The 12,479-nt window shown below is 40.4% G+C and carries 10 protein-coding genes; all 10 read right to left on the bottom strand.

Translation table 11 applies throughout. The annotated features are described in order from the left end of the window. Positions 1–388: 388 nt before the first annotated feature. Complete coding sequence (locus AC3WR0_RS00595) at positions 389–2,308, bottom strand: stage V sporulation protein D (protein ID WP_492550530.1); 1,920 nt, start codon at positions 2,306–2,308, stop codon at positions 389–391. An 85-nt stretch (positions 2,309–2,393) separates the two neighbouring features. Further along, the gene (locus AC3WR0_RS00590; RefSeq protein WP_492550529.1) at positions 2,394–4,625 is read right to left on the bottom strand and encodes a penicillin-binding protein; all 2,232 of its coding nucleotides are present in this window, start codon (positions 4,623–4,625) and stop codon (positions 2,394–2,396) included. Beyond that, entirely contained in the window at positions 4,622–4,990 is a 369-nt protein-coding gene (gene ftsL, locus AC3WR0_RS00585; protein WP_492550528.1) for a cell division protein FtsL, read from the bottom strand. The genes AC3WR0_RS00590 and ftsL overlap by 4 nt, the downstream gene beginning before the upstream one ends. 80 nt (positions 4,991–5,070) lie before the next feature. Next, entirely contained in the window at positions 5,071–6,003 is a 933-nt protein-coding gene (gene rsmH, locus AC3WR0_RS00580; RefSeq protein WP_492550527.1) for a 16S rRNA (cytosine(1402)-N(4))-methyltransferase RsmH, read from the bottom strand. 65 nt (positions 6,004–6,068) lie between these two features. Further along, the gene (gene mraZ / locus AC3WR0_RS00575) at positions 6,069–6,500 is read right to left on the bottom strand and encodes a division/cell wall cluster transcriptional repressor MraZ (protein ID WP_492550526.1); all 432 of its coding nucleotides are present in this window, start codon (positions 6,498–6,500) and stop codon (positions 6,069–6,071) included. Between the two features lie 1,015 nt (positions 6,501–7,515). Continuing rightward, positions 7,516–9,150, bottom strand: coding sequence for a bacillithiol biosynthesis cysteine-adding enzyme BshC (bshC, locus tag AC3WR0_RS00570; protein ID WP_492550525.1), 1,635 nt, complete (start codon positions 9,148–9,150; stop codon positions 7,516–7,518). 113 nt (positions 9,151–9,263) lie between these two features. Then, positions 9,264–9,659 carry a DUF3397 domain-containing protein gene (locus AC3WR0_RS00565; protein ID WP_492550524.1) on the bottom strand — a complete coding sequence of 132 codons (396 nt, stop codon included), beginning with the start codon at positions 9,657–9,659 and terminating at the stop codon, positions 9,264–9,266. Beyond that, positions 9,656–10,543: a 2-dehydropantoate 2-reductase gene (locus AC3WR0_RS00560; protein ID WP_492550523.1), complete on the bottom strand. Its 888-nt coding sequence runs from the start codon at positions 10,541–10,543 to the stop codon at positions 9,656–9,658. The genes AC3WR0_RS00565 and AC3WR0_RS00560 overlap by 4 nt, the downstream gene beginning before the upstream one ends. Before the next feature lie 128 nt (positions 10,544–10,671). Continuing rightward, a complete protein-coding gene (locus AC3WR0_RS00555) occupies positions 10,672–12,213 on the bottom strand; it encodes an acyl-CoA carboxylase subunit beta (RefSeq protein WP_492550522.1) in 1,542 nt (513 codons plus the stop codon). Positions 12,214–12,252: 39 nt separating this feature from the next. After that, positions 12,253–12,465, bottom strand: coding sequence for a biotin/lipoyl-containing protein (locus tag AC3WR0_RS00550; RefSeq protein WP_492550521.1), 213 nt, complete (start codon positions 12,463–12,465; stop codon positions 12,253–12,255). Positions 12,466–12,479 lie beyond the last annotated feature (14 nt).

The raw sequence follows: 12,479 nt of genomic DNA, 5'->3' as shown, positions 1-12,479 counted from the left end.
TTTATATTTTACATGATAATGAAAGACAATGCCATTGATTTAAAGAAAAGTGCAAGTGACCGTTTATCTAAGCCGCTAACTGAAGGATCGCGGAGGCTTCAGACAGCTTTTCGACCAGGTGAACAAGGAATTCCCTGAATAAGCTGTTGTGCGGGAGCACTCAAGCGGTGACTTATCGAAGGGAGGAGTGGGTTAAACATTAGGCTGCAGAAAGTATTGCCGAACAATCCTGGTTGATGCAAATACTCTAAAAAGCTTACCTGGAAGAAATTCACGCTGGGCGCTGAAACTAGACAGGTTAAATAGTAAATTACAGTTATTATTCCCATGTTTGGAAAAAGAAAGCAAAAAATGGGACGGTAAGGGAAATTTACCGTCCACTTTTATCCTATTCTTTCTTTCCGAAGAACAGCCTGATGGTCGATCCTTCCTTTAGTTTAATGCCTGGCTCCGGAGATTGCCTTACGACAATATCCCCCTCACCGCTTGCATCAATTCTAAGATTGACCATTTGTTCCTGGAGTTCCGATTTTGTCATACCTACCAAATTAGGAACCTTAATCATTGGTGTATCTGTCCATTTCAGTTTTTTCTCAATCTGGTCTTTTCTTGGCTGTACTCCCATAGCCCTTAAGCTATCCTTCATGATGTTCCCTACGATCGGAGCGGATACAACACCGCCAAACTGCACGGTTCCTTTCGGATTATCTACAGCAACATAAACTACCAGTTCGGGATTATCTGCCGGGGCAAAACCAATAAACGATACGATATGATTATTTTCCAAATATCTGCCGTTTTGTGCTTTTTGCGCTGTACCTGTTTTTCCCCCAATACGGTAGGAGTCTACAAAAGCATTGCCGCCTGAACCCTTTGCTACGACGTTTTCCAAAGCATAGCGGATTTTTTTGGAAGTTTCTTCTGAAATGACCCTTCTCTTTGCAACAGGAGTTTTCCTCATGACCACTTCCTTTGTCAGAGGGTCAATTAGTTCCTTTGCTACATAAGGAGTATAGAGGATTCCGCCATTAACAGCAGCGGAAACAGCTGCAACCTGCTGAATGGGCGTCACTGATACGCCCTGTCCAAAAGCAGTAGTTGCCAGCTCTACAGGACCTACTCTATCGAGATTAAATAGAATCCCTGATCCTTCACCCTGCAAATCTATGCCTGTCTTTGTACCAAATCCAAAATTCTTAACATAACTGAACAATTTTTCCTTACCAAGTCTTTCACCAAGAGCAACAAATCCCGGGTTACAGGAATTTTGGACTACCTCTAAGAAGGTTTGGCTTCCGTGCCCGCCTGCTTTCCAGCATCTTAGCCTTGCTCCGGCAACCTGCGCAAACCCCGGGTCGTGGAAATGATCCTTGTCAAGATCCACCTTACCCTCTTCCAAGGCGGCTGCAAGGGTTATAATTTTAAAGGTTGAACCCGGCTCATAGGTACTCCAAACAGGAAGATTTCGATTGTAAACTTCCTGGGGCACATTGCGGAAGTTAGCAGGATCAAAATTAGGTCTGCTTGACATGGCTAGTATTTCCCCGTTATTTGGATTCATCGCAATTGCAATTAACCCATCCGGATTATATGTCGCCTGGGCATTATCAAGTTCTCGTTCCATGATTGTCTGTATCTTTGCATCAATTGTCAGCTTTAAGTCAAGACCATTTTTCGGAGGCTCATAATCGTCAGCCATATCATTCATCCGCTCGCCTTTGGCGTTTGCATAAAATTTAACTGAGCCTTCATCGCCGCGGAGCTCTTTATCATAATATAATTCAAGGCCCATTAATCCCTGATTATCAATTCCTGTAAAGCCCAAAACATGTGAGAGATATTTACCATATGGATAGTAGCGCTTGGAATCCTCACCTATATAAACACCCTTAAGGCCCAAAGCCCTGATCTCTTTTGCTTTCGCATGAGAGATTTTCCTGCCTCCCTTTAGGCGGACCATTGACTCTCCTGCAGTGATTTCCTTATAGGTTTTTTCTTTATCAAGCCCCAGCACTTTGGAGAGATTGGCTGCAGTATTGGCGGGGTTCTTAAGCTGTCTGGGCACCACGTAAACAGTAGGTGTGCTTATATTGGTTGCAAGAGCAACTCCATTTCTATCTGTTATTTCCCCTCGCTTAGGCTGAAAAGGAATATTTCGGCTCCATGAGCCCTTGGCAAGATCCGTTAGTTTGTCTCCAAGAAAAAATTGAACATAACCAAGACGGACGTCGATAATTAAAAAAGTCAGAATGCCGACAAATAAAGCAACCATCAGCCGCTTTCTAACGGTAACATTAGAAACACGCATAAATGAACGATCCTCCTTTTCATAAGTCCGTTCATTTATATGCTTGTACGAATTTAATTAGAACGATTGCGGCAATGGCGATTGTTTAATCCTTAACCTCTTCTGAGTTTTCATCCTTACCTGAATCTGAATTATTTTTTTTACTATTCTTTTTAGCATCTGCTTCAAACAGCTGCTCTGGAGATCGGAGTTTCACTATTAAGGAATCCCTATCCTTCGCCTCTGTACCGGCAGGTATACTTTGTTTTTCAACGTATCCGCTTCCGGCTGAGCTCAGCTTAATATCGAGCAGCTTTGCCACCTTCATTACATCCCTTAATGACCATCCTGTCATATCAGGAATCTTGCGGTTCCCCCCCGTGTAAATAACGATTTTCTCTCCCTCAAGGATTGTTTCTCCCCCTTTAGGAAGCTGTCCTTCGATGTTAGTTCCATTTCCTATAACAACTGTTTCAAAGCCTTTTTCCTTTAATGTATTAACAGCGGTATCAGCTTGTTCACCGGTTAGATCTGGCAATTCAAGTGTTGAAGGTTTGTCCTGTTTGGCAGGCTGTATATTTAGATACTGAAGGCTGCTCTTCATAACTGGAACAAAAATCTCTGACACAGGTTTTGATCCATCAAAATAGCTTTCAATATCAGGCTGCTGCACAGCAACATAAACAATTAATTTTGGGTCATCTTTTGGAGCCATACCAAGGAAAGAGAAAACATAGTTTTGTGCCCCTGTGAGGTATTTTCCATCTGGTCCTGGCATTTGGGCAGTTCCTGTTTTACCTGCTACACTGTAGCCATCAATCTTATATTTGCTGCCTGTACCTTTAGGCGAGGTAACTACTGTTTCAAGAATATCTCTCACCTTTTTTGCTGTTTCCGCAGAAATTGGATTCCCTACTACTTCTGGAGTTGAGTCTTTAATTACTTCACCTGTATCGTGATTCACAATTTTTTCAACCACATGCGGCTTCATCATTTTTCCGTCATTCGCAACTGCAGTTGCAGCCTGGATTTGCTGGATAGGGGTTATCGCTGTACCCTGTCCAAAAGCGGTAGTCGCTTTTTCAATTGGCCAATGAAACAAAATCTTTCCGCTTGCTTCATCTGGTAAATCAATACCTGTCGGTTTATCAAAACCAAATTTTGTTAAATATGTCCTTAATTTATCAAAGCCCAATTGCTCGTTAGCAATCTTCGCGAATGCAACATTTGAAGAACGCTGTACTCCTTCTAAATAGGTTATAGGTCCCCATCCAACATAGTTATGGTCATGAATAGTGCTTTTCGCAATTTTATAGGTTCCAGACTGATAGATGGCATTTGGATTGAACGCATTTTCCTGAATTGCTGCAGAAAGCGTAAATATCTTCATCGTTGAACCAGGTTCAAAGGATGTTTCGATCGCTTCATTATGCCAGCTCTTATCGATTCCTTCTCTTGTTGATGGACGGAAGGTAGGCCTCTGACCCATGGCTAATATTTCTCCCGTTTTAGGATTAGCCACAATTGCAATCATCTTTTTAGGCTTATATTCCTTATCCACCTTATTAAGAGAATCCTCCAAAAAGGTTTGGATTTTCTTATCTAGTGTCAAATATACATCATTACCGTTTTTGGCTGGAGTAATTTTTTTCTTGCTATCGGGTAACAGATATCCCCATAAGTCACTTTCATAATCGATTGTTCCATTTTTACCTTCCAGCTTTGAATCTTCCGTTTTCTCTACACCCATTTTCGCCTCTGTTTTATACGTTCTGTCACTTTGTTCTTTTCTTTCCACAAATCCGACCACATGTGAAGCAAAAATTCCATTCGGATAGAATCGTTTAGAGTCGCGCAAAAATATAATTCCCGGAAGATGTAAATCTTCAATTTTTGTCTTGGTTTGATGTGATATATCCCGTCCTGCTTCCCCGAACTCCACCTGAAAAACTTTCTTCTTCGTCAATCGATGGTAAATTTCTGATTCGTCCATTTTAATGTACTTGGAAAGTTCTCTGGCCGTTTTCTCCGGATCTTTAACATGCATTGGCTTTTTAGGATCGGTTGTCATTTTTTTATCAAGAATGGCAACAAGCGTGTAAGCTGCAGTATCTTCGGCAACCACTTCGCCGGTACGATCAAAAATGGTTCCCCGGGTTGCTTCTAAAACTCCCTGTTTCATATATTTCTGTTTTGCCTTTGCGACAAGCGGCTGGCCGGCAGCCTCCCCTGTTATCTGAATGGAAAAATATCGGAAAATCAAGACAAAAAAGAGCAGGCTGAATATTACAAATAATATCGCTGCTCCAAAATTCATATTAGGCTGTTTTCGGCTCATTTTTGCTGCACTACCTTAACATTTTTATCATTGAATTGAAGACCAAGCTTATCGGTTATTGCCTTGATTCGTTCATATGTACTAAGTTCACTAACCTGAACCTTTAAATCATCATTTATCTTACCCTGCTCCTTAATCGAGCTCTGAATTTCCTGAATGTCCTTGTTAGCGCTGTAAATTTGAGACTGATTGGAAATCATATGGACCGCTCCAAAGCCGACCATTGCGGTAAATGTCAATCCCAGCACCATTTCTCCTGGTGTAAGCCAAAACTTTCTTGCCCTTGCCCTTTTAGGTTCGGCCAATGGCAAATGTTGCTGCTGTTGCTGTTGCTGTTCCTGCAATTGTCTGGCTAGATTACTCATTTTTTCCCCTCCTGTTTAATTATCTTTTTATCATTTTTTTTCGAATACCTAGCTATATTAGCCTATCTCTCGTATCCTTTTTATAATTTTTCAGCTATTCTCAGCTTAGCTGATCTCGCTCGATTATTTTCCTCTAATTCTTCTTCACTTGGCAAAATAGGTTTTCTCGTAATGAGTTTAAGGATAGGTTTATACTCATCTGGAATGATCGGCAGTCCTGGCGGCAGATTTGGAGTTTCACTAGCCTTTTTAAAAGCTGATTTACAAATCCTGTCTTCAAGAGAATGAAACGTAATAACGCTGATTCTTCCGCCGGGGCTTAACAGGTCAATGGCCTGTTCAAGTGATCTTTCAAATACACCCAGCTCATCATTTACAGCAATTCTTACGGCTTGGAACACTCTTTTTGCCGGGTGTCCGCCTTTTCTTCTTGCTGGAGCTGGAATGGCATCCTTAATCAGTTCAACTAATTCAGCAGTGGTTTCTACCGGCTTTTTTTCCCGCGCTGCCTCGATTTTACGAACGATTTGCTTGGAAAATTTCTCTTCTCCATAACGGAAAAAGATCCGTACCAAATCTTCATATTTCCAATCGTTAATTACATCATAAGCAGATAGCCTGGCGTCACTGTCCATCCTCATATCCAGGGGAGCATCATGATGATAGCTAAAACCCCTTTCAGGTGTATCCAATTGCGGAGATGACACCCCAAGATCATAAAGGATGCCGTCAACTTGTGTAACACCAAGGTCTTCAAGTTCTTCTTTTAAATTCACAAAATTGCTTTTAATAATGGTTAATTGCCCGGTGTAATCAGAAAGCTTCTCTTTTGCATTGGCAATTGCTGTCTCATCCTGATCAAAAGCATATAGTTTTCCATGTTCGTTAAGCTTTGAGAGCAAATAAGCGCTGTGGCCTGCTCCACCCATGGTGCAGTCAACATAAATCCCATCTGGTTTTATGTTTAGGCCGTCCACCGTTTCTTTCAATAACACCGTTGTATGTTCAAACATTAAGCACAAAACTCCCTTCCAATCGAACGGCTTAGATATAAAACTATATCAGTATAGTATCCCCATTATATATCAAAGCCAATCATATTTTCCGCAATTTCTGCAAAAGATTGTTCAGACTCTGTAAAATAGTCTTCCCAAACTTGCTTGCTCCATATTTCAATTCGATTGGAAACTCCCAAAATCACACATTCTTTTTCCAACTTTGCATACTGGAGCAGTGGCGCAGGTACATTTACTCTACCCTGCTTATCGATTTCACTTTCAGTGGCACCCGAAAAGAAAAACCGTGTAAAGGCGCGTGCATCTTTTTTAGTTAGAGGCAAACCCTTTAGTTTTTCTTCTATTAGGCTCCATTCAGTCAGTGGATAACCAAACAAACATTGATCCAAACCGCGGGTAATAATAAACAAATCACCCAGGTCTTCCCTTAGTTTAGAGGGCACAATTAAACGGCCTTTATTATCAATGTTATGATGGTATTCACCCATGAACATACCACTAGCCCCACTTTCTATTTAAAATGTACCACAATCCCCCACTTTCCTCCACACCTTTTTAAAAAATTAATACAATCGTAAAACTTATCCACATGTGGATATCTTTGTTCCTTAAACATTAGAAAAAAACGCATTAGGCAATCCCTTTTGGCCCCCTGTTTTTCTTATACGTTCTGAATTTATGGTTAAAAATTCTGATTAGCTAAAAAAACCTCACCAGTGGTGAGGTTCCAGCTTTAGACAAACTCGATGAAACCGAACTTGCCTTCAGTCTGTTTATTTTTGTAGATGGCCTGTTGATTTTCATCAGGCGCTCACTTTCCGTGGGCAGTCCGGGAGCCTCTTCGGCTATGCGCCCTGTGGGGTGTCCCTTGGACCGCTTTTCCCGAAGGAGTCTCGTGCCCTCCACTCAATCAACTGGGTTAGTATAATCAAGCAATTTTAAAAATAGATATATATAACGCTTAAGGTGATGAAGCTGCTTTCGAACAGTCCCAATCAATTAAATCAGCTTGAGATTACTCTAGACCAGCTTGTACCTCTGTCCTGTTGTGAAGTATTGGTATTCATCCACGAAAAAAGAAGGGTACTGTGAATACAAATCCTCAAATCATATTTGCCCCACCTATCCTTTTTTAGCTTAATGTATATAAAGCAAATATCATCAAAAAATCGCAACGCACCATACCTGGCAAGATAAGTGGGGGAAGCAAACCTTGACGCATAAAGAAGAGGTAAGAAACATTTATGGAAAACGTAAAGAAACCGTCGAGCGTATATTCGTCTGCGCAATAGAGATGCATGGCATGAGTTGGACAACCTTGAGAGGCGATGCTTACTTTCGCTGCCCTGAATTTAAAAATGGACATAGGGGACTAGTAGCGGACTTGAGTCCGTGAATAAGAATGGTAAATCCAATAGGAAATCTCAATAAGTCAAAAAGGGGGTTCGGAATAAAGCATTCCGAACCCCCTTTTGTCGACAAAATGAAACCTCACCAGTGGTGAGGTTCTTATAGCTTAATGACTTTATGGTTTCCATCGAATTCATAGGAAAGCTCCATAAGTGAATGGACAAAATCTAGTCCATATTTATTGATAAACCAGAAGATATTCCATATCCGTTCCTGAGGAGAACCCTCCGGCCTTAAGGCAAGATCAATGCGGGAAAACTTTTCTAGAACCGTCTCATGCTGCATCTTGACAGATTTCTCTAGTCTTCCTTCCATAAAACTGATTTGTTTAATTAATAAATCTTGATTTTTCTTTAATAAAGGAAGCAGCCCTTTGTCCAACTGACCTGTTTTTTCTTCGATAAGGAGGTACTGTCGAGTAAGCTGATCTCTGGCGGCTGTAAAAAGTTCTTCTACTTCCTTATCCTTAATGGATTCAAGAAAAGCATCCTTTTTAATCGAAGTTCCAAACTGAAGGACTTCGGCAAGCTCCAATTCCATCTCTTCGATATCTGTTTCAACCGATCTGTCCAGCAAAGTAATATTAAGCCTTGGAATAATGGGCGGCATTTTTATCCCAAAATGTTCAAAAACCTTCTTTAACTCTGCCCAATAAGCAATTTCACCTGGACCAGCAATAAAACCGAGAGTTGGGAACAAGAAATCCTGCATTAATGGACGCGTTACCACATTATTACTCAGTCTCTCCGGGGAATCAGCTAAGACCCTTAGTAACTCTTCCTTTGAGAAGGAAAGAACTCCATTCTTCCCGATAAACCTATCTTGAGTCCGATCGTATTCCAATAAAATGCGTTCTTGCAGCATTGGATCATAATAGAAAATGTTTGCCGCATTCTCAGTTGCCTCTAAAGTTAGCGAAAAACCTTTTTTGCTGATCTCCTGCTGCTGTTCAAGAAGAGAAACTGTAATTGAATCATGGTGATTGATTTGTTTTTCAAAAAATTCCTTTTCAATTTTCCTTACGTCTGGATTTCCAGAATCAATAATTAACAAACCATAGTCCTTATAAAACTCCATGATCACCGTTGCAAAAAAGTCTGTAAAACTTTCCGATTTTTTTAGAGCATCCTCTAGCATTTCCAAAATAGAGTTTGTATGATCTGTCTCTCCAAAATTCTTAATCAGGTTTTGTGCCCATGATAGACAAATCTCCTCATCAATGGCTATATCTGACACCATTCTTTTCTGAAGAACCCTCTCCGGATAAACCCATTTATCCGCTTTTTGCCCCACCGGAACAAATACATGATTAACCTCTTGGTAATCATGATCTTCACCAGCAATCCAGAAAACAGGGACTACAGGTATTCCCAGCTCTGTTTCCTTTTGTTCAGCCATCTTTATAATCGAAATTACTTTATGTATGGTATAAAGCGGACCTGTTAAAATCCCTGCTTGCTGTCCGCCTATAATAACTGCGGAATTTTCCTGTTTTAGCTTCTCAAGAGAACTTTTTACAGCAGGGGAAGATGGAAAGCGGCTCATATAACTTTCTATATGTTCGCCTAGCTCTTTTCGGGGAAACGTCCTATTTTCCAGTTCCTTTAATCTATTTTTATAATCAGATAACTGATTGTATCGGTAATGAAAAAAGGGCAGAATTTCAGCCGATTGTTCCAAATAGCTTGATGCAAATTTATTCGTAGCAGGCAAAGAGAGATTCATCATCTCCATTTATTGTACTTCCTTTCTGTTTAACCAATATTCATTCCTATCGAGTATAGCATTTACTCCTATAATTGAAAAAAAACTTTGCCTGAAAATAAGATTTAAATTTTAACAGCCGGCTAGAATAAATCGGTGTATTCAATAATCCTGTAAATCATACCAAAAACAATTAAAACAAAATAAGCAAGAGCGAAGATTAAAAAATTAAATCGCCATGCTCCTTTAAAAACCTTTGCAAAGTGAATTTCCCCTTTAACTTTCCAATGAGTAACAACAAAAAAAGCTCCAATTATCAAGATTAGCAGGAGAATGATCCAAAAAAGAGATTTTCCCCAAATAGTGTAAACAATAAAATGGACGGAAGTAACAAAAAAAATGGTGCTGCCATCAGCGGCCATTTGAACGGATCTCCGATGGCTGCCCGTAAGCCATTTACACCCAATAAATATGAACAGATAAGCTGCCAGTGGCAGCATTACCATTCCAGCAAGAAGGAAAGAAATAAGATTTATCAAGATTTACCCTCCCTGTTTATCTCCTTTCCTTTTAGCATGTGGTAAAAGTTCTCTGTGAGAGGTGCTTTAATATTCTGCTTTTCTGCTTCCAACACAACATACCCAAGGATTGCATCAATTTCTGTTTTTCGATGAGCTTCCACATCTTTTAGCATTGAAGATCTGTTCTTGGCAGTCTTCTGACAAATTTCCATTACTGACTTCAACATCTCTTCTTTATTTTTCAATTTTAAAATATGAGCAATTTCCTCAAACATTTGATTAAACACCATATGATAATAGGGATTGTCCAATAATCTTCCATTTGGGACACCAAGAACGGCGGTTAATGGATTAATAACTGCATTTGCCACAAGCTTTTTCAAGAGCATTTCATAGTAGTCTCTTTCAATGAAAATGGGAAAAAAACCAGAAAGCGTATTTGATAAGGATATTAAAGCCTCACTGCTTCCCCTGAATACTGCCGATTTTGTAATCCCTTCCCCGTTATGCCTGACGGTCCATTCATTTTGCTTTAAGGCCCCGTGCTCTACGGAACCTACATAAATATTTTCTGAGCTGAGTTTTTTCATCGTTTCCAAGTGGCCCATGCCATTTTGTAAAAAGAAAAGGTTTCCGCCAATTAATGCGGGAAGCACCTCATTTAACTGATATTGCTTGACTGCAAGAATCGTTAAATCTTCATCCCCCATATACTTTTCAAAGGGAAGGGCCTTTACTTCTACACTTTTTTTGTCGACGCCCTTTAATAGAACGATCCCATGCTCCTCAATTAACTTTGCCTGTTCTACTGTCTTGGAATAAACAGTGACTTCAAAGAAATCCGCTAAGTAAGAGGCAAATAATAAACCAATAGAGCCGGCACCTATTATGGAAATTTTCATTAAAATCCCTCATTTGTTTTCTATAGAAATATTTTAACAGAACATGAGCCGGCGGGGTAAGACATTTCTAAATGGCGTGAATGCAAAATAAAACCCTTTCCATTCTAGAATCGGAAAGGGTTTTATTTTCACACCGGGTATACAGGGTGTTTACGGACACTAAATGAAAGTTCCTTTGTTTCATAATATGCGAATCTTTGAATCAAGGTATCCCTTAATTCAGAGGCTGCAACGATTTCATCAACAATTAATTCAGAAGCAAGCTTATATATATCGATGTGTTCTTTATACTCCTGATGCTTAGCCTGAACAAAAGCAATCCGCTCTTTTGGATCTTCAATTTCATTAATCTTATTCGAATAGACCGCATTTACGGCTGCCTCAGGTCCCATTACAGCAATCTGTGCGGTTGGAAGTGCGATACAGCAATCCGGTTCAAAAGCTGGACCCGCCATTGCATATAAACCAGCACCATATGCCTTTCTAACAATAACAGAAATCTTTGGAACTGTAGCTGAGCTCATAGCTGCAATTAATTTGGCACCGTGCCTAATAATGCCAGCTCTTTCAACCTTTGTGCCAATCATAAATCCGGGTACATCTGCCAGGAACAGTAAAGGTATATGGAAGGCGTCACAAAGCTGAATGAATTTTGCCGCTTTATCAGCCGAATCCACAAACAAAACTCCGCCTTTTACCTTTGGCTGATTAGCAATGACTCCCACTGCCTTGCCATCTATTCTTGCAATACCGGTAATAATTTCTGGGGCAAACAGCTTTTTAACTTCAAAAAAGCTGCCCTCGTCAATTAGTTGATCAATAGCTTCGTACATATCAAACGGGGCATTTTGATTTTCAGGAATGATACTTTCTAAAGAACGGCCCTTTTTTGGACTTCCAGGTTCAACAGCATCTGGTTTTTCTTTAAAATTAGCCGGGAAGTAACCAATATATTTTTTTGCCTGCTCGATGGCTTCCTGTTCGCTTGCTGCCAGCACATCACCACAGCCGCTTACAGTACAGTGCATGCGTGCCCCGCCCATCTCTTCCAGCGTGACTTTTTCACCGATAACTTTTTCAGCCATACGTGGTGAGCCAAGGTACATGGATGCATTCTTATCAACCATGATGACTATGTCACAGAAGGCCGGAATATATGCACCACCGGCAGCTGATGGGCCGAAAAGGATACAAACCTGCGGAATCATTCCTGAAAGCTTGACCTGATTATAAAAAATCCGTCCTGCGCCCCTTCTGTTCGGGAACATTTCAAGCTGATCTGTAATCCTGGCACCTGCAGAATCTACCAAATAAAAAATAGGCACCTTTAGTTTTTCTGCCGTTTCCTGGATCCTGATAATCTTTTCGACCGTCCTAGCCCCCCAGGATCCCGCTTTAATGGTCGAATCATTGGCCATTACACAAACAGTTTGGCCATTAATTTTCCCCATAGCTGTAACCACACCGTCTGCAGGGAGATCACCAGCCTGGAAATTTGCAAATTTTCCATCTTCTTCATACTTTCCCTCATCAAATAATAAAGAAAGTCTTTCACGAACAAATAGCTTGTTTTGCTCAGCCAGCTTTTCATGATATTTCGGATGTCCGCCGGCTTCCACTTTTTCGTGATTCTCAAGCAGCTTATCCTGAATACTTTTATTCACAGTCATTTTTTCCTCCCCTTTTGGCAGTATCATATAGACGCCCTTCTATTCGAGGACCATTAAAACATCGCCTTCATTTACAAAATCGCCGATTGCTGCCTTCAATTCCTTTACAGTTCCTGTATATGGGCTTTCAACCGGAATTTCCATTTTCATAGATTCCAGCATTAATACCTCCTGGCCCTCCGTTACTTCCTCACCTTCACTTTTTAAAATATTTAGTAAAGTACCAGCCATGGATGCAGTAATCTCTTTCATGTTTTTTCCTCCTT

It is taken from the genome of Neobacillus sp. FW104-15D2, assembly GCF_058790155.1.
Note: the sequence above shows the minus strand (reverse complement) of the source record. Positions and strands in the feature narration are given on the sequence as shown.

Excerpts from the sequence above, each read along its gene's own strand:
- AC3WR0_RS00595 (WP_492550530.1), bottom strand. The coding sequence starts at position 2,308 with ATGCGTGTTTCTAATGTTACCGTTAGAAAGCGGCTGATGGTTGCTTTA.
- AC3WR0_RS00590 (WP_492550529.1), bottom strand. The coding sequence starts at position 4,625 with ATGAGCCGAAAACAGCCTAATATGAATTTTGGAGCAGCGATATTATTT.
- ftsL (WP_492550528.1), bottom strand. The coding sequence starts at position 4,990 with ATGAGTAATCTAGCCAGACAATTGCAGGAACAGCAACAGCAACAGCAG.
- rsmH (WP_492550527.1), bottom strand. The coding sequence starts at position 6,003 with ATGTTTGAACATACAACGGTGTTATTGAAAGAAACGGTGGACGGCCTA.
- mraZ (WP_492550526.1), bottom strand. The coding sequence starts at position 6,500 with ATGTTCATGGGTGAATACCATCATAACATTGATAATAAAGGCCGTTTA.
- bshC (WP_492550525.1), bottom strand. The coding sequence starts at position 9,150 with ATGGAGATGATGAATCTCTCTTTGCCTGCTACGAATAAATTTGCATCA.
- AC3WR0_RS00560 (WP_492550523.1), bottom strand. The coding sequence starts at position 10,543 with ATGAAAATTTCCATAATAGGTGCCGGCTCTATTGGTTTATTATTTGCC.
- AC3WR0_RS00555 (WP_492550522.1), bottom strand. The coding sequence starts at position 12,213 with ATGACTGTGAATAAAAGTATTCAGGATAAGCTGCTTGAGAATCACGAA.
- AC3WR0_RS00550 (WP_492550521.1), bottom strand. The coding sequence starts at position 12,465 with ATGAAAGAGATTACTGCATCCATGGCTGGTACTTTACTAAATATTTTA.